At 70.7% G+C, this 19,344-nt stretch carries 19 protein-coding genes and 1 pseudogene; 9 read left to right on the forward strand and 11 right to left on the reverse strand.

The window, feature by feature from the left end; genetic code table 11:
• Positions 1–840 (forward strand): DUF6461 domain-containing protein, encoded by an 840-nt coding sequence (locus ACF07B_RS09695; protein ID WP_392178462.1) that lies wholly within the window; start codon positions 1–3, stop codon positions 838–840.
• A gap of 48 nt (positions 841–888) precedes the next feature.
• Here the strand turns inward: ACF07B_RS09695 and ACF07B_RS09700 are convergent.
• The 4 genes and pseudogenes from ACF07B_RS09700 to ACF07B_RS09715 all read right to left on the reverse strand — a co-directional run.
• A pseudogene (locus tag ACF07B_RS09700) lies at positions 889–976 on the reverse strand (IS5/IS1182 family transposase); the annotation flags it as partial.
• Positions 977–1,017: 41 nt separating this feature from the next.
• A complete protein-coding gene (locus tag ACF07B_RS09705; RefSeq protein ID WP_392178463.1) occupies positions 1,018–1,677 on the reverse strand; it encodes a Fic family protein in 660 nt (219 codons plus the stop codon).
• A 4-nt stretch (positions 1,678–1,681) separates the two neighbouring features.
• Complete coding sequence (locus ACF07B_RS09710) at positions 1,682–2,188, reverse strand: hypothetical protein (RefSeq protein WP_392178464.1); 507 nt, start codon at positions 2,186–2,188, stop codon at positions 1,682–1,684.
• Positions 2,189–2,943: 755 nt separating this feature from the next.
• The gene (locus tag ACF07B_RS09715; RefSeq protein ID WP_392178465.1) at positions 2,944–3,954 is read right to left on the reverse strand and encodes a sigma-70 family RNA polymerase sigma factor; all 1,011 of its coding nucleotides are present in this window, start codon (positions 3,952–3,954) and stop codon (positions 2,944–2,946) included.
• 159 nt (positions 3,955–4,113) lie between these two features.
• On the opposite strand from ACF07B_RS09715, the gene ACF07B_RS09720 reads away from it, so the two are divergent.
• Positions 4,114–4,698, forward strand: a complete 585-nt coding sequence (locus ACF07B_RS09720; protein WP_392178466.1) for a dihydrofolate reductase family protein — start codon at positions 4,114–4,116, stop codon at positions 4,696–4,698.
• A 98-nt stretch (positions 4,699–4,796) separates the two neighbouring features.
• On the opposite strand, the gene ACF07B_RS09725 is transcribed toward ACF07B_RS09720, so the two are convergent.
• Complete coding sequence (locus ACF07B_RS09725) at positions 4,797–4,982, reverse strand: hypothetical protein (RefSeq protein WP_369479908.1); 186 nt, start codon at positions 4,980–4,982, stop codon at positions 4,797–4,799.
• 516 nt (positions 4,983–5,498) lie between these two features.
• Between ACF07B_RS09725 and ACF07B_RS09730 the strand changes: the two genes are divergently transcribed.
• Together ACF07B_RS09730 and ACF07B_RS09735 are read left to right on the forward strand one after the other, a co-directional pair.
• Complete coding sequence (locus tag ACF07B_RS09730) at positions 5,499–6,221, forward strand: hypothetical protein (RefSeq protein WP_369479909.1); 723 nt, start codon at positions 5,499–5,501, stop codon at positions 6,219–6,221.
• A 595-nt stretch (positions 6,222–6,816) separates the two neighbouring features.
• Positions 6,817–7,710: a hypothetical protein gene (locus ACF07B_RS09735; RefSeq protein WP_392178467.1), complete on the forward strand. Its 894-nt coding sequence runs from the start codon at positions 6,817–6,819 to the stop codon at positions 7,708–7,710.
• Between the two features lie 145 nt (positions 7,711–7,855).
• On the opposite strand, the gene ACF07B_RS09740 is transcribed toward ACF07B_RS09735, so the two are convergent.
• The gene (locus ACF07B_RS09740) at positions 7,856–8,761 is read right to left on the reverse strand and encodes a LysR family transcriptional regulator (protein WP_392178468.1); all 906 of its coding nucleotides are present in this window, start codon (positions 8,759–8,761) and stop codon (positions 7,856–7,858) included.
• Positions 8,762–9,037: 276 nt separating this feature from the next.
• Here ACF07B_RS09740 and ACF07B_RS09745 point away from each other — a divergent pair, with 276 nt between their 5' ends.
• Together ACF07B_RS09745 and ACF07B_RS09750 are read left to right on the forward strand one after the other, a co-directional pair.
• Positions 9,038–9,742 carry a type 1 glutamine amidotransferase domain-containing protein gene (locus tag ACF07B_RS09745; RefSeq protein ID WP_392178469.1) on the forward strand — a complete coding sequence of 235 codons (705 nt, stop codon included), beginning with the start codon at positions 9,038–9,040 and terminating at the stop codon, positions 9,740–9,742.
• 248 nt (positions 9,743–9,990) lie between these two features.
• On the forward strand, positions 9,991–10,899 hold the full coding sequence (locus ACF07B_RS09750) for a hypothetical protein (protein WP_392178470.1): 909 nt from the start codon (positions 9,991–9,993) through the stop codon (positions 10,897–10,899).
• A 133-nt stretch (positions 10,900–11,032) separates the two neighbouring features.
• Here ACF07B_RS09750 and ACF07B_RS09755 read toward each other — a convergent pair whose 3' ends face one another.
• Both ACF07B_RS09755 and ribB read right to left on the reverse strand, forming a co-directional pair.
• Positions 11,033–11,731: an HAD family hydrolase gene (locus ACF07B_RS09755; protein WP_392178471.1), complete on the reverse strand. Its 699-nt coding sequence runs from the start codon at positions 11,729–11,731 to the stop codon at positions 11,033–11,035.
• A 5-nt stretch (positions 11,732–11,736) separates the two neighbouring features.
• On the reverse strand, positions 11,737–12,366 hold the full coding sequence (gene ribB, locus ACF07B_RS09760) for a 3,4-dihydroxy-2-butanone-4-phosphate synthase (protein ID WP_392178472.1): 630 nt from the start codon (positions 12,364–12,366) through the stop codon (positions 11,737–11,739).
• Positions 12,367–12,695: 329 nt separating this feature from the next.
• Between ribB and ACF07B_RS09765 the strand changes: the two genes are divergently transcribed.
• Complete coding sequence (locus tag ACF07B_RS09765) at positions 12,696–13,253, forward strand: hypothetical protein (protein WP_392178473.1); 558 nt, start codon at positions 12,696–12,698, stop codon at positions 13,251–13,253.
• A gap of 173 nt (positions 13,254–13,426) precedes the next feature.
• Here the strand turns inward: ACF07B_RS09765 and ACF07B_RS09770 are convergent, their stop codons facing one another.
• Positions 13,427–13,945 carry an ArsR/SmtB family transcription factor gene (locus ACF07B_RS09770; protein WP_384238801.1) on the reverse strand — a complete coding sequence of 173 codons (519 nt, stop codon included), beginning with the start codon at positions 13,943–13,945 and terminating at the stop codon, positions 13,427–13,429.
• A 99-nt stretch (positions 13,946–14,044) separates the two neighbouring features.
• Between ACF07B_RS09770 and ACF07B_RS09775 the strand changes: the two genes are divergently transcribed.
• Positions 14,045–15,286 carry an MFS transporter gene (locus ACF07B_RS09775; protein ID WP_392178474.1) on the forward strand — a complete coding sequence of 414 codons (1,242 nt, stop codon included), beginning with the start codon at positions 14,045–14,047 and terminating at the stop codon, positions 15,284–15,286.
• A 318-nt stretch (positions 15,287–15,604) separates the two neighbouring features.
• Positions 15,605–17,269, forward strand: a complete 1,665-nt coding sequence (locus ACF07B_RS09780; RefSeq protein WP_392178475.1) for a beta-1,3-glucanase family protein — start codon at positions 15,605–15,607, stop codon at positions 17,267–17,269.
• Positions 17,270–17,384: 115 nt separating this feature from the next.
• On the opposite strand, the gene hemC is transcribed toward ACF07B_RS09780, so the two are convergent.
• Together hemC and ACF07B_RS09790 are read right to left on the reverse strand one after the other, a co-directional pair.
• Positions 17,385–18,317, reverse strand: coding sequence for a hydroxymethylbilane synthase (gene hemC / locus ACF07B_RS09785; protein ID WP_392178476.1), 933 nt, complete (start codon positions 18,315–18,317; stop codon positions 17,385–17,387).
• 326 nt (positions 18,318–18,643) lie between these two features.
• Positions 18,644–19,249, reverse strand: coding sequence for a PepSY domain-containing protein (locus ACF07B_RS09790; protein ID WP_392178477.1), 606 nt, complete (start codon positions 19,247–19,249; stop codon positions 18,644–18,646).
• Between the last annotated feature and the right edge of the window lie 95 nt (positions 19,250–19,344).

The following is a 19,344-nucleotide window of genomic DNA, read 5'->3' on the forward strand; positions in this document are numbered from 1 at the left end:
ATGAACTTGGTGACCGCGCAGGACTACGACTGGATCCGCACCTCGCGGCTCTTCCGCTACGCGATGGAGAGCGGATACACCCTGACACTGATACGGGGGCGGAACCCACGCGAGGTTCTGCGCGCGATGGAGGCGGAACCGCGCGGCACCGGGCAGGGAACGGCCGGGCTGATCGAGGCGGACGACGCCCACCGCGCCGAGGTGGACGACTACTGGGACGAGTCCTACGTCGCGGGCGCCTTCAGCACCCTGGGCGAGAACGGGGACTGGACACTCGTCCTGGGCTTCGACGGTGGCCTGGGGCTCGCGGGCGCGTGTGCGGAGACGCTGTCGAAGGGCGGCCGGGTCGTGTCGCACTCGACCAACGGCGGCAAGCCCATGCACTTCTTCCACTGGTTCGAGGACGGCGAACTCCGTACGACGTTCGAGGGCCCCTCGTCGCGCGACGGCAGCACCCCCGATGAACTGGTCCCCCTGCTGCGGGAGGTCGGCTTCCCCCTGACCCCTGAGGGAGAGCACGACGAGAGCGCGCCGGACGTCGACGGGAAGGCGGCGGTCCTCGCTCTGACCGAAAGACTCACCGGCATACGTGTCACCGAATCCCTCCTCCAGGACGCCACGTACGCACTTGGACTCGTCCCCGAACAGCCCGCCGAGGAGTGGACCGGCCTGGTCATCGACATCACCGATGCCCACGGGGAGCGCCTGTACAGGGAATGGACCTACGAGGAGATCGCGGCGGCGTCGGACCGCGCACGGGCGCAGGCCAACGCGCCGGTCGTGATCACCTACAACGAGCCTCCGGCCGTGGGTCGTTCGGAGCACCAGACGGGTGAGTAGCGAGCGAGCCCGCGGTGGGTGCCGCGGGCTCGCTCGCCGCCGCCGAAGGCAGTCGTTGCGGTTGCCCGGCAACGGGGCGTCCGACGACAACGACGAGCCGACTGTCGGCGTCGATGACAACCTGGTGACGCCGTGATCACTCCAGCCGCGCCAAGATCATCGCAGTGGGATCCGTGGCTACGGAAACGGTGGCAGGTGGGGTGGACGTCCTGGGGCACCTCTGCGTTGGCTGGTGTCGATCAGCACAGCCACGAGGTCTGCAAGTGCGAGGGCGTCACAGGGGTCGTCGGCGCGGCGCTTGAGTCGGCGGACTGGGCCGACCTGGTCGAGCACGATCCCGGCGCGGGCCAAGAGGAAGGTGAGGGCCAGGAATGCCGACCTGCCGTTGCCGTCGTCGAACGGATGGAAGAAGCAGATATCGAGGTAGGCACGCGCGGCACGGGCGGCGAGGGGAAGTCCGCCCTGATCGCTTTGCGACAGGCAGGCGTCGAAGCGGTCGCGGGTGTCCGGTGCGATGCCATACCGCTCTCGGCCTGCCTTCGCGAACGCTGGCCGGCTCCGAAACTCCACGTTCCGCGAGTCGAGCACCTGTCGCTGCCATCCGGTGAGCAGGTCGAACGTCAGTGCCGAGCCATGGGCAGCGTCCGCCCGGGCCTGGCGGAGCGCTGCGAGCAGAGCGGCGGCGCGATCGGGACTGCGAGCCTGGTCGAACGAACGGATGTCATGGACGGCTCCATCGCGTGCGGGAGTGAAGGGGCGGTAGGCCGCCGTAGCCCGGACCTCGTCCCAAGGCACCGCCTCACGAACAATCAGCCATGTCCGCAGATGATCCGCCATGATCTCAGAGACCGTCAGCTTCCGTGAGCGACAGTGAGAGGCGCCGTGCCATGTCGTCCACGACATCGGGCTCGGGCCCGGTCCAGCTCTCGAACCGACCGCCGATCGCTTCCTCGACCAGCGATTCCGCCGTGGCTTCCTCCACGCCCCAGCGCGCGAGGAACCAGGTGAGCACCTGCTCGCAGTGCCCGTACCACGCATCCCCCGCGCCGGTGCGGTCCACGACATGCGTGACCAGATGAACAGCAGCGCGCTCCCACTGGTGCTGCCGCTCCTCGGCGGGGACAGCATCGAGTCGGAACCGATCGAACCGCTCCGCCAGATCCTCCAGCCAGGCACGCCACTCGCACAGCGCCGTCGCGACTTTTGCCAGGGTCTCGTCCGGTGAGGTGATGGAGTCCCTTGGACAGCACCAACTGCCCACAGGACCACCGCCGATCTCTCCCTCATCGTGTGCCCAGCGCCAGCCGAGAACCCACCGCCCGAAGCGTTCGACGAGGGCACGGGTCATCGCCTCCGTCCAGGCTCTGCCCTCATCGTGAGACCAGCTGATCACGGCCCGATCCGCAGCGGACCCCGGCGGTCGGACAGGCACCTCATGGGCAGGCCCGAGAGCCGCGACGACCACGGGGGCCGACAGACCGTCGAAAGGGTGCAGGCGAGGGTCGACCTCCGGCCACGAGAGGTCGAAGGGAGCAAGGTCATACGGCACTGGCCAAGCCTTTCACAGCAGGCCGCAACACCCACAAGGGATTTCACTTCACGGCGACATCAGCAGCAGCGAAGGGCAGATGCGCCAACGGCCCAGGGCGGCGTCGGGCGGCGGGACTCGCCGACTGGGCGTCTGGTGCGCAGGCACAGGCGATCGGCGCTCTGGCAGCCGACGCGGTACGGATACTCGACGCCGCTTGCTCGTCGGCCGTGGCCTCGCCGCGTCGAAGCCCGCTAGCTCGGGCGCCAAGGACTGTCTGCTGTCTCCCGCGGTTCTCGCGGGCACCGTGGCCGTCACGATCGCCGCTCTCAGGGGCCTGCTGGGCCACAACAGCGTCTCGCCGTCGGCTCCCGTCTTTGGGCACGAACAGCCTCGCGCCGTCGAGCTGCCCACCTTCGGCTATCCGCCCACGGCCGCGACGGCTCCGCGCGCCCCTCTCCGGAGGACTCCGGCACCTACCCCACCGTATGGAGGCGCCTACCGCACCTGCCACCACACGCAGCGCGTTCCGACGGGCCCGCGAACCCGTCCGTCTCGCCCTCCGGGGGCTCGGGTCAGCGGCTCGGGAGGGAGCGGGGCAGCCCGAACCACGGGAGCACGCTGTTGTCGAATCGGGTCATGGCGCAGACCCGATCGCCGGCGAGCGTGAGGACGTAGAGGCCGACCCCGTGGCTGATGCCGCCGGGGGTGCGCAGGTAGGCCCCGAAGGCCGGCTGGGCGTTGGCCCGCGACGGAACGAGGTCGAACCTGCGGCCGGCGTCGAACAGGCCGGCGCAGAAGCGGGCCACGACGTCCCGGCCCTGGTATTCGAAGGGCATCGGGGGCATCGACATGAAGACGTCGTCGGTCAGGAGGGCCACCAGCGCGTCGACATCGGCGGACTCCCACGCGCGGACGAACCTCCCGACGATCGCGTCCTCGGCGGGTGAGCCGGCCGCGGGAGGCGACTGGTGTCCGACGGCCGGCGGCCGGCTGCGTCGCAGGCCGGAGCGTGCGCGTTTGAGGGCGCTGTTGACCGAGCCGACGGTCGAATCCAGCATGTCGGCCACTTCGCTCGCCTTGAACCCCAGGACATCACGCAGGACGAGGACGGCGAGCTGGCGGGGCGGCAGGAGCTGCAAGGCGGTCACGAAGGCCAGCGAGACGGATTCGGCCCGCTCGTAGCGGGCCTCCGGGCCGAGCGGCGCCTCGGCCGCGTCCTCCAGAAGGGCGCCGGGAAACGGCTGAAGCCATACGATCTCGCCGAGCCGGGTCGGTTCGGGCGGTTCGACCCCTGGCACATCCCACTCCTTGGCCGGGCGCCGGGCGGCCGCGCGGCGCGCGTCGAGACACCGATGGGTGGCGATCCGGTAGAGCCACGTACGCAGCGAGGCGCGTCCCTCGAATCCCCCGAGGCTCTGCCAGGCGGCCAGCAGCGTGTTCTGAAGGGCGTCCTCGGCGTCCTCGAAGGATCCGAGCATGCGATAGCAGTGCACCTGCAACTCTCGCAGGTACGGCTCGGTCAGCTCCCTGAACGCGTCACCGTCCCCGGCCCGCGCCCTTTCGATCAGTTCGGCTGCCGCCATCGTCACCGTCTCCTTCGTTCCGCGCCCTGCCGCGCCTCCATCCTGTACAGGCGCCGGCCGGACGGAGAACTGGGCGCCGCCCGACCGCCCGGTTCTCCACCCGGCCGGCGCCTGTACCTACGTGGCCGACGACGACGTCGGCGCGAGGAGGGATCGGACATGGGAAAGATCGTGATGAGCGGGCCGCAGAACGTCTCGCTCGACGGAGTGGTCCAGGACCCCGACGGTGCGGAGGGCTTCGAGCTGGGCGGCTGGTTCACCCGGTTCGGGGGTGCGGATCTCGCCGAGTGGAGCAAGATCGCGCTTGAGGAGGCGCTGGGCGCCGAGGCGTGGCTGCTGGGCCGCAAGAGCTACACGTTCTTCGGGGAGCGGTGGCGGCCCCGGAGCGGCGAGCTGGCGGACCGGTTGAACAGCATGCCCAAGTACGTCGTGTCCTCGACGCTCGAAGAAGCCGACTGGGACAACTCGACGGTTCTGAAGGGCGACGTGGTGACGGAGGTCGCGAAGCTGAAGCGGGAGGTGGAGGGAGAGATCGTCATCCCGGCCAGCTATCGGCTCGGTCGTACGCTGATCGAGCACGACCTCGTCGACGAGGTACGGATGGTCGTCTTTCCGGTCGTGCTCGGGGCCGGCGAACGGTTCTTCGGCGAGGTCCGCGGCACCAAGCCCCTGCGTCTGGTGGAAGCCAGGACCATCGGTGACGGCCTGGCCTTCCTCACCTACGAGTTCGCCAGGAGCTCCTGACCACCGGGCGGCCGGCCGGCGGCACCGCGGAGCCGAACAACCAGCCGGCTTCGCGGTGCCGAACCACCGGTCGGCTCTGTGGCCGGACTCCCTGGGAGTCAGAGTGCCGGCTCGCGAAGCTCTCCTGGCGCGACCACGACGACCTCGACACGGGTGCAGCCGACCGCCTCCAGCGCACGTCGGCGTCGCGTGGCGGAACGCTTGTCGTAGCGACCGGCCGAAGCCTGCGGCGCACCGTCCGGGTCGGTCCACGTCAGGCTGTACCGACGATTCGCAGTCGACATGGAGCCGTCCTCTCTGGCATCACCGGCTCGTACGGGCGTACCCCGACCGGTTCATGGTCCATTCGGTGCAGCAGCTTCACATACCCGGAGCCGTACCGGAAGGATTGGCGGAAACTGATACCCCGTGGTGCGCCGAGCGGGATGTCCCGGTTTCTATGTCGATCCTTCCGACTCGACCGGCGCGCGGTGCCACCAAGAGCACGACGGCAGCGGCGATGTCCGGGAATCCTTAAGGGAGTTGCGGACGGTCTGGCGGATCGGGTCGGCGCGGCGCGGTGGGCGTCATGGGCCGACGCACGAGGTGACGCGCTGTGCCGCCGGCTCTCGGTTTCGGGACAACGCGGGCCTCAGCGTGGCGAGTACCACTGTCGTGGCGTACAACCATGTCGCCGATCTCTGATCGTTACGCCAAGCGACTCTAACGGGCTGGCAAAGTCCGCTGGTTGTGGGCTTGAATGCGGCTCGGCGCGACCCTTGTCGTGGACGCGCCCATGAAGACATGAGGTGGGAACGAACGTGAAGTCAGTTCCGGGGCGCGTCCTGGTGGGTATCGGAGTGACGGCGGCACTCGCCGCGACGGCCGCGTGCGGCGGGCAGGACACCGGCGGCAAGAGCGACAGCGGCAGCTCGAAGAAGCCGTCCGCGGCGGCGAAGCCCGCCGTCAAGGAGGGGCTGAAGCCCCTCACCGAGGCGCAGTTGAAGAAGGCCGTGATCACCAAGGCGGACCTCAAGGGATACCGCGTCGGCGACACTCCCGACGACGAGATCCCGGAGGTGAGCGTGCCCGCGAATCCCGCCAAGTGCCAGGCCCTGGCGGACATGTTCCTGCTGGGCACCGAGCCCGACGCGACGGCCCGTGTGTCCCGCTCGGTGACGAGCCTGACGGCGACGGACGCCACGGTGCTGCGCGTCGGTCTGCTCGCGCAGAAGGAGGCGGACGCCAAGAAGGTGGTCGCGGACCTGCGCACCCAGAGCGGGTCGTGCAGCTCCTACGAGCACACCGACTACCACTACACCGGGGTCAAGCCCGTGAAGGCCCCCGCCGTCGGTGACGAGGCGGTGTCGTACACGATGACCAGCGACATCGACGGAACCAAGATCCCGATGACCTACCTGGTCGTACGGAGTGGTTCGACCCTGGCCGTCTTCTACGCGATGAACATCCTGGACGAGAAGGCCCCCGAGGTGTCGACCAGTGTCGTCGAGGCACAGGTCACGAAGATCAAGAAGACCGTCTGACGGTTTCTGCCCCACATCCGCGAAGGGCCCCGCAGCATGTCTGCGGGGCCCTTCGCCGCAGGCACGCCACCCGAGTCGAGGTGGCCCGGCCCGGTGGGACCGCGGGCGAACCGTCGTGCCGATCATCAACACCCCTGTGCACACGGGGTTCTCGCACGGCGATCCGGCCGCTTCCCGTCAAGTCCGCGCGCGGCACGCCGTTCCGAGGCGACCGGCGACCGGCGACCGGCGACCGGCGACCGAGCAACGGCAACGGCAACGGCAACGGCAACGGCAACGGCAACGGCAACGGCAACGGCAACGGCAACGGCAACGGCAACCGGGTAACGGCGACCGGCAACGGCCGATACGGCAAGCCCACTTCTGTCGAACCGGCCTTTAGAATCTGCCTGTTGATTCCCTCGCGCCCCGGCATCCCGGCTCCACCGCCCCGACCCGACGTCCGCTCACGACGGCCGATCATCTCGTCGGCTTCCGCCCCGCGGTTCATGGTGTCCCTACGACCGCGCCACCCGTCGACGCCGCACCGGTCGCCGTCGAACCCAGCCGTCCGTTCCGCCGTCCGACCGCAGTCCCCACGACCAAGGAGCACAGGATGCAGGATCAGCCCGAGGATGTCCCGGCGCAGCCCCAGGCGCAGACGTCACCTCAACCCGGCTCCACCCCGCAGCCCGCACCCGCACCCCAACCGCAGGTGCAGCCCCCGCCGTTACCCCATCCAAGACCCGAGCCCGCGCCGGGCCCGAACCCGGGCCCGGCGCCGACGAGCACCTACGGGGCCCCTCCCGGCTACCCTCCGGCCCAGCAGTACGCGTACGGGCAACCGGTCGGCTTTCCCCCACCGTCCGGCGGCAAGGGCACCGCGGGGCGCGCGGTGCTGTGGGCGGCGGTCGGTGCGGTGGCCGCCTCCGTGCTGTGGGCCGGGGGAATCCTCGTTCTCGGCCGGGTGGGCGACAACCCCGATCTCGCGGGCTACCGGACCAAGGCCAATCTCTGTTCCGCGGTCGACTACACCGCCTTGAGGACCGAATACACCCAGGAGGACAACCTCCCCACGCACAACGCGCTGAAGCACAAGGCGATCGATCAGAGCTACTGCAGCATCTCCCTGAAGACGTCCTCCAGTTCCTCCTACGCCGACGCGTACCTCTCGGTGGAGATGGATCTGCACAAGACGACCGACCCGGCTGCCGAGTTCACGGCCGTGTGGTCCGAATACGACCAGCGGTACGAGGACTACGAGGTCGAGGAGGTGTCCGGTTTCGGTGACGAGGCGTATCTCGTGACCGAGGACACCACGTCCGGCTCGGGAACCAGCGGCAGCCGGGCGGTGACCCTCGCGGTGCGCGACGGCTGGATGACCTACCAGATGAGCTGGAGCACCTATTCGTCCTCCTACGAGACGACCACCCCGCCCGAGATCTCCGAGGTCTCACGGTGGGTGAAGACCGACACCCGCTCGACGTTGGAGAACCTCCGGTCGGACTGAGCGGACCTCCGGATGAGACCCTGTCCCGCGCGCCACGGGACAGGGTCTTCACAGAGCGCCGGGCCCGCAGTCGGGCCGGGTCCGAACCCGGACGGCGGGACCTCGGCGGTCCGGGCGGTCAGGCCGGCCACCGGGCGGTGAGGGATCAGAGGCCCTTCCATTCCTGTGCCGCCCGGGCCAGGTGGTCCCACACGGCCGCGAGGGCGGGGCTCGCCGGCAGGTCACGCCGGGAGGCCAGGTACAGGGTGTTCAACGGCTCGACCTCCGGCCGGTGCATCTGCACCACCTGGCCCGCGGCCAGCGCCGGAGCGGCGAGGTAGCGGGGCAGCACCGAGATGCCCATGCCGGACACCACCGCGGCCAGCACGGCGCGCAGGTCCGGGACGACGACGGCGACCTGATTGGGGGGCCGGCGCCCGAACTCGCTGCGCCAGTACCGCCGGATGATCGGAAGGTCGGCCGCGTAGGCCACCAGGGGCATGGGGGACAGCGCGGCGACCGGGTCCGCCGCCAGCCGCTCCGGGTCCACGGCGTGCGCCAGCGCGGGCGGCCCCACCAGGAGGAACTCCTCGTCCACCAGCGGTGCCACCGCCAGCCCCTCCTGCCGGGGGCGAACCGCGGAGACCACCAGGTCGAGCCGTGCCGCCGTCAGCGCCGCCAGCAGTTCCCCGGCCAGGCCCAAGGTCACCCGGATCCGCAGTCCGCGGGCCGAGAGCGGCGCCAGGGCGGGAAGCACCTGGAGAGACATCACCTCGGCCGCTCCGCCGAGGTGAATCGTGCCCTCCAGCATGCTCTCCTCGCCCGAAGGGGCCAGAGCGGTACGCAGCCCGTCGACATGCAGACCGACACGGGCGGCCAGCGCCACCGCCCGGGGCGTCGGCCGGGCTCCCTTGCTCGACCGCACGAACAGCGGCTCGCCCAGTTGTTCCTCGAGACGAGCGAGCTGTCCGGTGACCGCCGGCTGACTCACGCCCAGCCGCTCGGCCGCCGCGGACAGCGAACCGGTGCGGTAGATCTCGAGGAACGTCGCCAGCAGGTCCAGGCCGGGCATGGGCACCTCCGTCCATCACTGAGCTTATGAAGGGTTCCAGTCGGTCCAATCCTAGTGATGGATCTGGCGGCAGGGGCGCGGCCACCGGTCGTGCGACGCCTCACGCACATCCGCGGGAAACGGGCCACCCCCGCTCCATAACTCTTCTTATGGCGCGGCGCGGGCGGCAGGGCATTTCCGTGATGAATCCTGGGGTTGTCCTGAGCACGGTTCCGCAGTCCGCAGGACCCAGGCACCGCCTTCCAGAGTCGTCCACAGATAAGAGCAGGTATTCCGATGTCGAAGATCCTCATGATCGTCTCAGCCGCCGACAGCTTGGTCCTGGCCGACGGATCCACCCATCCGACCGGCTTCTGGGCCGAAGAGGTAGCCGCCTCGCACAAGGTGCTGAGCGCCGCCGGGGCGCGGGTGGACATCGCCACTCCCGGGGCTGTCCGCCCGACGGTCGATGCCCTCAGCCTCGACTCCCGCGGCGGTGTGTCCGAGACCGACGCCGAGGAGTTCCGCGCCTACCTCGACAGCATCGCCGACCAGCTCTCCAGCCCGCTGAACCTGGCGGACGTACGCCTGGGCGACTACGACGCGCTCTACATTCCCGGCGGTCACGCGCCGATGGCGGACCTCGCCCACGACACCGGTCTCGGCCGGCTCCTCAACGAGGCCGACGCCCAGGGCACGATCGTCGCCGCGCTGTGCCACGGCGTCGCCGCCCTGCTCAGCGCCACCACGCCGGACGGCGGCTTCACGTTCGCGGGCCGCACCCTCACCTCCTTCGCCGACGAGGAGGAACGCCAGGGAGGTCTCGGTGACAACACTCCCTTCTACCTGGAGAGCGTGCTGCGCGAGCGTGGTGCCACGGTCGAGACCGGGGCGCCGTGGAGCAACAAGGTCGTCGTGGACGGCAAGCTGATCACCGGCCAGAACCCCCAGTCCAGCACAGGGACGGCCGAGGCCACCCTGAAGGCACTGGCCGGCCGCTGAGCCCTGCCGGGCTCATGCCGGGGCTCATACCGGGCTGACAAGCCTGACAGCCGCGGAGGCGTCCCCCGCCTCCGCGGCGTTCTCCGGGCCCGCGTCGGCGGCTCCCGGAATCGGCCGACCGACTGGAAGGCTTCCTCCAAGTACCCTTCCGTGGAGGGCTGTTGACGGTCGCTCGCAGTGGAGCGGTGGACCGCGAGGGGGGATCGTCAGGTGTCACGTCCGACGAGCGGGACGGCGGGGGCCCCGTCATGACCGGCACGACGACGTGGATCGCCACCGGCTGGCTGCTCGCTTTCGGCGCGGTCGACGCCGGACTGTACGCGGCATGGTGGCGACGTACGCGGGACGAGCGGAGGTTCCTGCGAGGCGTCCGGGCAGCGGATCTGGACCCGATCCTGGCCGCGTGGTGGCTCGGAGCCTCGTGGGAGGGCGCGCCGGCCCAGCAGGAGACGTACGCCGCGGAGGTGGCCACGAGCCTGCTGATCCTGGCCGGGGACGCCGAGATCGACAGCGGCGGCCGGATCACCGTGCCGCACACGCGGTTCCGCGATCAGAAGGATCCGGTCCTCGCCGCACTCATGAGACTCGCGCACCTCCACAAGGGGGCCACGGTGTACGTCCTGCTCACCGACCCGCGTTTCCAGCGTTTCCGGACGGTTCTCCGGACCCGTCGCGCACCCCTGCGCAGCAGGTTCGGCTCCTCCCGCTTCCCCGCCCTGACCGCGGCCTTCGTCACGGCGTTCGGCATGTCCATGCATGCGATGATCATGCGCTGCGACGTCCCCGGGCTGCCCGATCGGGACCCTGGCTGGTGGACCATGGCATGGATACCGCTGTGGGCCGTGCTGGCCGCCGTCGCGGCGATCTGGCCCCAGAAGATGGCCCGTCCCTGGCCCCGGTTCACCCGCCGCTGCCGCACCGCCGTCACCCGCGCACTGGCCGACCAGAGTTCGGACACAAGGTTCCGGGTGTCCATCAGCGCGTCGGGCCCGTCCCGCCGACGCCCGCCGGACGGCACGGCCGTCGCGCGGCCCCGGGTCACGGCCCGCGCCATCGGCCGCACGTCACCCTCGTACGACCTCGATCCCGACCTGCCCAGGGGACCGGACGCCCACCACCACGGCCCGGACAGCGGGGACTTCGGCGGAGGCGACTGAGTCCTGCCACCCGTCCACGACGAGGACACCGCCGAGTTCGTCCGCCGCGTCCCCGTCGGTCCGCACCGCCTGTGCGCCCGTGAGGCCGGAGCCGGCTCACGGTCGGGCGACGGCGCCGTTGCCCGCGGCGGATTCACCCGGCCGTGCCGACTGATCCCCCCTGAACGGCCGGTTCGGGCCGGCGGGCGAGCAGTCGGGTGAGCAGCGGCAGAGCGTGTACCGCGTCGGGGGCCTGGGCCAGGGGCAAGTGGGCGATGTCCGCGGGGAGTTCCATGCGGTCGCGCGGAACGGCGAGGACGGGCATACCGGCGGCGGTCGCGGAGCGGATGCCGTTCGGGGAGTCCTCGACGGCCAGACAGCACGACGGCGGGACCCCGAGGGCGGCCGCCGCGCGCAGGTAGGGGTCGGGGGCGGGTTTGGCCCGGGTGACGTCCTCGCCGCACACCACGGCGCTCACGTCCCCGGCGAGGCCGAGGTGTTCGAGTGCGGCCAGGACGAAGCGGCGCGGGCTGGCGGTGGCCACCCCGACGGGACCGTGCCGGCCGGCCTCGCGGAACAGCTCCACGGCTCCGGGCAGGGCCTGGATGCGGCCGGCCGCGCAGGCGTCGGCCATCACGTCCGTGCATGCCTCGACGACCTCGGCGGTGTCCACCGGGCCGCCGCACAGTCCGGCGACGTAGGAAGCCCAGTGGCCGTTGCCGTGCAGTGCGATGCCGTCCCGCGGCTCCCAGCGGTGACCGTGGCGGGCGGTGAATTCGGCGCAGACGCGTTCCCAGGCGTCGCCGGTGTCGATCAGGGTGTCGTCGAGATCGAAGACCGTCGCTCTCAGCACGCCGTTCACACCGCGGCCGGGGCGGGATCGGTGTCACGCAGATGCTGGGAGAGCTGCTCGATGGACACGAGCGCCAGCCGGTGCTGGTCGGCGAAAGCACGCAGCCGGTCGAACCGGGCGAGGGAGCCGTCGTCCTCGCAGACCTCGCTGAGCACACCGACCGGTGCCAGCCCGGCCAGGCGCAGCAGGTCCACGGTGGCCTCGGTGTGGCCGCGCCGTTCGGCGACGCCGCCGGGGCGGGCCCGTAGCGGGAACATGTGCCCGGGGCGGACCAGTTGTCCGGGCACGGTCGAGGCGTCGGCCAGCGTGCGCGCCGTCGCCGCCCGGTCGGCGGCCGAGATTCCCGACCCGGTGGCCGCCGCGTCCGCGGAGACGGTGTAGGCGGTCGTGCCGATCGGATCCGTGCCCGGGGCGGGCTCCACCATGAGCGGCAACCGGAGCCGGTCGGCGGTCTCGTCCGTCATCGGGACACAGATCAGCCCGCTGGTGAAACGGACGAAGAAGCCCATGGTCTCCGCGGTGGCGAACTGGGCCGCCATGACCAGGTCACCCTCGTTCTCCCGGTCCTCGTCGTCGACCACGATGACCGGGCGCCCGGCCCGCAGTTCGCCGACGGCGACAGCGAGGGGGTCCAACGACCGTCGCGTCCCAACTGATGTCACTCTGTCCAACCCTTCTCGATCTTGATCTTCCGGCGTTGACATCGACCGGCCAGTGGACCGGCTTGAGAAGCGGCACTCCAACAGGCGAGTCGGAAGATGAACGGCCCCTGCTGGTAAGGGTTGAGAGCCATCCGCACGACCCTCTGCCCGCCGGAGCGCACACCGGCGCACACGCGATGGCTGCGGGTGTTCTCGTACGCCGGGCAGAAGCGGATGCCCCTCCCGAGCCCGCTCTTGATCCCTCCCGTTCGGCTCCGACCGGTGATCCGTTACGCTGCGGCCCGTCGATCACGAAGGAAAACATGTTCAAGCGACTTGCCACGGCCGCGGTGACGGCTGTTCTGATAGCCGGGCTCGGTGCGTGCGGCAACGCGGGTGACGCTCACGACGAGGGGTCGGACTACTCGGCCGGGGTCGGCCAGGACAGCGGGAACGCCGCCGACGAACCCCAGCCGGACACGGCCACGCCGGCCGACGCTAGCGTCTTCGGCCTCCGTGACGAGATCCGCCACCGCGCGGCCCGGACCACCCGTGCCGAGCGTCCGCGCATGACGAAGAAGTGCACCACGGCGACCCGGCGGGTGAAACACACGACAAGCACGGGCTCGGGCAGCAAGCGGCGTACCCGCACCTGGTATTCGACCGAGCACGCCAAGAGCTGCAAGCAGGTCCGCAGCGGAACCGAGACCTACACGCGTGTCGTCCGGCGGGAACAGTGGTGTGTGAGCCTGGACGACGTCGGCGGCGACACCCACAAGGACGACGTCTGGTACCAGGTCAGCAGAGCGACCTACGACGCGGCCGTCGGCACGGACGAGCACGCGCGTATGGACTTCACCCCCAAGGACAGCGGCTGCTGACCCGGCATCACCCGCCGGGACGGCCGAAGCAGGCCTGAAGCAGGACGAGTACGGGCGCCCCACGGCGACGGGTTCCACGTCGGGGCGCTCCTTGTCGACCGTCCCGGCTTCCCTCGCCGGACGTGGTCAGTCATCACGTCGGCCGCGGCGGCCGCCGGCGCCGTCCGGGCGGTTCATCCGTCCGGTTGCGTCCCGTCCCGCAGCGGGAAGGCCATCACGCTCACGCCCAGCGGGACGGTGCCCGGCGTGTGCGGCGGCCGGGCCGCCGCATGGAGCTCGTCGGCGAGCTCCATGAGTCGCTGCCGGACGTTCTGCCAGGTCCGGGGATCCACCCACAGCTCGGCGTCCACCGTCACGCCCTCACTTCCCTCCTCACGCCGCCTGGCGCGTTCCCGAAGGGTGTGCGCCATGGTCTCGGCCAGCATCGGGGTTCCCTCGTGCTGGTCGGAGAGCGGCGTGCCCTGGACGGTGCGGTAGCGGCGCTCCCTGCCGCCGCGGCGGGTGCGTTCCTCCGCCAGCTCGACCAGGCCCACCGCGTCCAGGCGCCGCAGGTGCTGGCTGGCCAGCGCGTGAGAGATGTCCAACTCGCGGGCGAGCTCGGCGGCCGACATCGGCCCCGGCCACATGAGGCTGAGCATCCGCAGCCGCAAGGGGTGGGCGAGCGCGCGCAGCACGGGATCGGTGTCGGTCACGCGAGCCAGTAAAGCGCATGCCCGGCACCGGCCGGACAGTACCGCCAAGCAAATGATTGGGGGTATGTTGTGCGGCCGGGTGCACTGAAGGGTGAGGGCATGGGCTGGAACACGTTGAAGGTCTTCCGGGACCGCAACGCGCGTCTCTACCTGGGCGGAGTGATCGTCTCCGGTTTCGGCGACTCGGCCATGGCACTGGCCGCCGGAATCTGGGTCAAGACGCTCACCGGTTCCAGCAGCCTGGCCGCGCTCGTCGGCTTCTGCATGTGGCTGCCGACCTTCGCGGGACCCGTGATCGGCACCCTGGCGGACCGGGTGCGCCGCCGTCCGCTTCTGGTCGGGACCAACCTGGTCCTGGCGGCCGTCATGACCGCGCCGCTCTTCGTGCGTTCACAGGAACAGGTCTGGCTGCTGTTCGCCGTGCTGACCCTGGTCGGCGTGGGCATGGTGCTCACGGACGCGGCCGAGACCGCCCTGGTGGCGGCCGCCGTGCCGGACGACCTGCGCGGCGACTTCAACGGCCTGGTGCTCACCGCTCTCGAAGGCATGAAGCTGCTCGCTCCGCTGGCCGGCGCGAGCCTGTTCACCGCGTTCGGCGGTCCGACCGTGGCTGTGCTGGACGCGGTAAGCTTCGTCCTTGCCGCGGCCGCCTTCCGGCTGATCCGGGTGCGGGAAGCCTTGCCCGCACCCCGCGCGAGGCGGGTGTGGACCGCCGGGACCGCCGAAGGCGCCCGCTACCTGCGGCGGCACCCGGCACTGCGTTCGCTGGTCATGACCAGCGCGACGACCATGGTGCTGGCCGGCGTCAGCAGCACGGCCACGTACGCGATGCTCGACGCCGGGCTCCACCGGTCCCCGGCCTTCGCGGGCGTGCTCACCTCGCTCCAGGGACTCGGCTCGGTCGTCGGCGGGCTGGCGGCCGGTGCCCTGATGCGCCGGATACCCGAGCGCGCCTTCTCGGCGGCCGGACTCGCGCTCTTCGCCCTCGGCGTGCTGGCGCGGGCCACTCCCTGGCTGCCCGTCACGCTCGGCGGCAGTCTGCTGATCGGCCTGGGCTTGCCCTGCCCCGTCATCGCCGCGCTGACAGCCGTCCAGAAGTACACCCCGTCCGCATTGCTCGGCAGGGTCGCGGCGACGGCCAACACCTTCGTATACGCGCCTACGGGACTCGCCCTGCTCCTGGGCACGGGCATGGTGGCCGTCCTCGACTACCGGGTGCAGCTCGTCAGCGCCGGCCTGTCGGGCCTGGCCGTCGCATGCGTGCTCCTGCTGACCGGCCGCGGTGAGAGGACTCCGGCACCGGCCGGCACTCGGCTTCTGCCCGAAGCGCAGGAGATCTGACGCCGCTTGGCGGGCGCGATGCCGCAGGGCGAGTGCACCGCAGGCGCCCCGGCACACGACGTGCGGCGAACGGGCCCGTCCGGCGGCCTCGACCGAAGCCGGCACATCGGTCGCCGCTCACGGCCCCGGACCGCGTGGACTTCAGGCGCCGAGGGTCCTGGTAGGACGCGAATGCCGTTACTTGGACGTAATGGTTCCGCAACCTTGACTGCACTGGTCCAGTCCAATAACGTCACCCCCGCACAGAACCCCACACGTAACAACTCCCCCCAACCGTCGCGTTGCTGACGGTTCATCACCCTCTCCGGGAGGGCCCCTGTGGTTTCCCGACGTTCCTTCCTGACCGCGGCCGGTGCCATCACCGGAACGGCCGCACTCAGCCCGTTCTCCCCGGTCTCGCCGTTGACGTCCACTGCGGCGGCGGCCGGAGTCTCGCTCCCCCTGAAACTGGCGAACACCTCCGGCCACGACACCGTCTACGCCTACATATCCGGCACCGACAGCAGCGGCTGGCCGGTCTTCGTCTCGGCGAGCGGCGCCCTGAACCGGGTGCCCAACCCGTCGTCCCCGGTGACCCCCGTGGCCGACTACTCCATCGCGCTGGGTGCCTCCGGTTCGGCCGCCAGGACCGTCACGCTCACCGACTACATCATCGGCGGCCGCGTCTGGTTCTCGGTCGGGCAGAAACTCCAGTTCTTCGCCAACCCGGGTTCCCCGCCCGGAGTGGTGCAGCCCGCCCTGGTGAGCTCCGACCCCAACTGGGCCACCAACTGGACGTTCTGCGAGTTCACCTTCAACAGCGCGAACCTCTACGCCAACATCTCCTACGTCGACATGGTCGCGCTGCCGATCTCCATGGCCAGCACCGGCAGCGGCGGAACCCAGTCGGTCACTCCGCTGCCCGCGGGGGCCCTCACCTCCATCGCCTCCGGTCTGCAGGCACAGCACGCCTCCGACGGAGCCCCCTGGGACAGGCTGGTGGTCACCGACTCCTCCGGCGGGGTGCTGCGCGTCATGGCTCCCGCGCACTCGCCGGTGGACTTCGGCGGCTACTGGAACGACTACCTGAACCGGGTCTGGAGCCACTACGCCTCCACCCCGCTGACCATCAACGGCCAGGGCGGCATCGGTTCCTACACCGGCACCGTCTCCGGCAACGCCATCGTCTTCTCCGGCCTCAACACCAATGGCGTGCCGTTCACCAAGCCGAGCGCCGTCGACATCTTCGGCTGTGCGTCCGGTCCCCTCTACAACTCCGGCGGGGACGCCCGCGGGGCGATCGCCGCCCGGCTCGCCGCCGCGCTCAACCGCAGCTCCCTGCTGGTCCCGGGCGGGAACAACAACCCCGACGGCGTGACACCCTCGCAGTACTACACGGACTCGATCACCAACCACTACGCACGGCTGGTCCACAAGTACGCCAGCATCGGCTACGCCTTCCCCTACGACGACGTCGGCCCCACCGGCTCGGCCCCCGTCGACGGGCACATCCAGGACGGGGCGCCCACCTCGTGGAGCATCACCCTGGGCGCCGGGGGCTCCGGCGGAGGTTCAGGGGGCGGCTCGGGCAACGTCAGCGCCTACAGCACCATCCAGGCCGAGTCCTACTCGGCACAGAGCGGGACCACCACCGAGAGCTGCTCGGACACCGGCGGCGGCAGCGACGTGGGCTACATCGCCAACGGCGACTGGCTCAAGTTCTCCTCCGTCGACTTCGGTTCGGCCTCCCCGAACCAGTTCAAGGCCCGGCTCGCGTCCGGCGCCGCCGCCGGTGTCAGCGGTGCCGTCCAGGTACGGCTCGACAGCACCGGCGGCACGAAGATCGCCGAGATCAACTTCGCCAACAACGGCGGCTGGCAGAGCTGGCAGACCGTTCCCGCGAACATCGTCGCCTCCGCCACCGGAGTCCACGACGTGTATCTGGTCTTCTCGGGCAGCAGTTCCGACTTCACCAACATCAACTGGTTCACCTTCACCAGCTGACCCGCGCGTTCGAGCGGTGCGACTCCCCCACAAGGGTGGTCGCACCGCCGTCGCGCTCCGCCGTCCCGTCCCGGGCGTCCCCCGAGCCGGCCACGCTCGCCGCCCGGGGCCGGCGTCAGTGGGCGATGTTGTCGATCAGTTCGCGGGCGCCCTGTCGCAGCAGAGCCAGCGCGACGGAGGCACCGAGGTCCGACGGGGTGAGTCGTCCGGCCCATTCGTGGGCGTTCAGGACGGTCTTCCCGTCGGGGCTGAACACGCAGGCCCGCAAGGACAGATCACCCCGGGACGCCTTCGCGTATCCGGCGATCGGGCTGTTGCAGTGGCCTTGGAGGACGTGCAGGAACATCCTCTCCGCCGTCGTCTCCCGATACGTGCCGGGATCGTTCAGCCCGCTGACGATGCCGATGGTGGAGGTGTCCGCCTCACGGCACTGAAGCGCCAGGACGCCCGCCCCGATCGGCGGGCACATCGTCTCGGTCGACAGGACCTCGGTGATCACGTCCGGCCGGCCGATGCGTTCCAGTCCGGAGGCGGCCAGCAGCAGGGCGTCGACCTCGCCCGCGGCGAGCTTCTCCAAGCGGCGGTTGGCGTTGCCGCGAAACGGCACGCATTCCAGATGCGGGTGGGAGGCGGCGAGTTGAGCGACCCTGCGCACCGAGGACGTTCCGATCCGGGTCCCCGCGGGAAGCTCGTCGAGGAGCAGGCCGCCGGGATGGACGAGGGCATCACGGATGTCGTCACGCTTGAGGAAGGCCGCGAAGGTCGTCCCGGCGGGCAGCGGCCTGTCCGCGGGCACGTCCTTGACGCAGTGCACCGCAAGGTCCGCCTCCCCCGCGACGAGCGCGGCGTCGACCTCCTTGGTGAACGCCCCCTTGCCCTCGACCTGGGAGAGATCTCCCATCCATTTGTCGCCGGTGGTCTTGACCGGGATCACCACGGTGCGGAGTTCGGGATGAAGCACGCCGAGCTCGGCGCGGACGCGCTCCACCTGGGCCAGGGCCATGGGCGAGTCGCGGGAAACGATACGGATCAGCTCAGGGGCGGACATGTCGTACACGATAGTGCGTCGGAGCCGGACTCCTCACGTCGATCCGGAGGTCCACACCGGTGGCGTACCAAGGACGTTGGGGGCGAGCCGACGGCCGCCTCAGCTCGCCGCCGCGCCGCGGCGCCGTGCCACCGGGACCCCAGCGGCCGTCTGTCCTGGGCACCCACCCACTCCCCAATCTGGAGGGGTCCGCGCCGTGCGGGGCCGCTTGCTGTCGGGCGGGGCCCGTGGGCCTCCGCCGGTTCCGTCACCCAGGAAACGGGGCGGGCCGGACGCGTCGCGCGCACGCAGTCCGTCCCGCGCCGACCGTCCCGTGCGACGGTGCGTCAGTGGTCTTCGCCGCCGCGGCCGCCGTGACCGCCGCGGTGCCGGTCGCGGCCATGTCCCCCGTCGTCACCGGCGTGATCGTCCCCCGCGTTCAGGTGGTCGTCGCCGCCGACGTGGACACCGTGGTCGTCGCCGCGGGCCGTGGCGCCATCGTGGTCGTCACCGGGAGCGTCGTCCTGTGCGCGGGTTCCGCGACCGCGGCCGTCCCCCGCGTCATGGCTACGGCCGTCGTCTCCGCCGGGGTGCACGCCGTGGTCGTCGCCCGGGCGGTCGTCGCCGCCGCGCCGGTCCAGGGTGACGGCGCCCGTGCGGCTGTCGACGCGTACTTCGCGGCGGACGTGGTCGGCGCCGACGATGTACACCTCCCAGAAACCCGGGTGGTCGGTGTCGAGTTCGACCTTGACGACGGTGCCCGGGTACGCCTTCCGCGCGGCGGCTGCCGCCTGGGCGGTCGTCAGGGAGGTCGGCGACGCCGTGGCGGACGGCCGGTCCTCGGGACCGCCACCGTGCCGGTCGGTGCCCCCCGTCGCGAGCGCCGAGTACCCACCGCCGCCGATGAGCACGGCGGCCACGAAGACGGTGGCGATGGAAGCGGTGCGCTTCATGTCGAACCTCCCCGGCCGGAGAACTGCCCGGCCTGTGTCTGTGTCGTATCTGTGTCACGCCTGTTGGATGTCGCCAATGTGCCTGGGGAAAGCTG

It is taken from the genome of Streptomyces sp. NPDC015532 (assembly GCF_043078065.1).
Classification (GTDB): Bacteria; Actinomycetota; Actinomycetes; order Streptomycetales; family Streptomycetaceae; genus Streptomyces.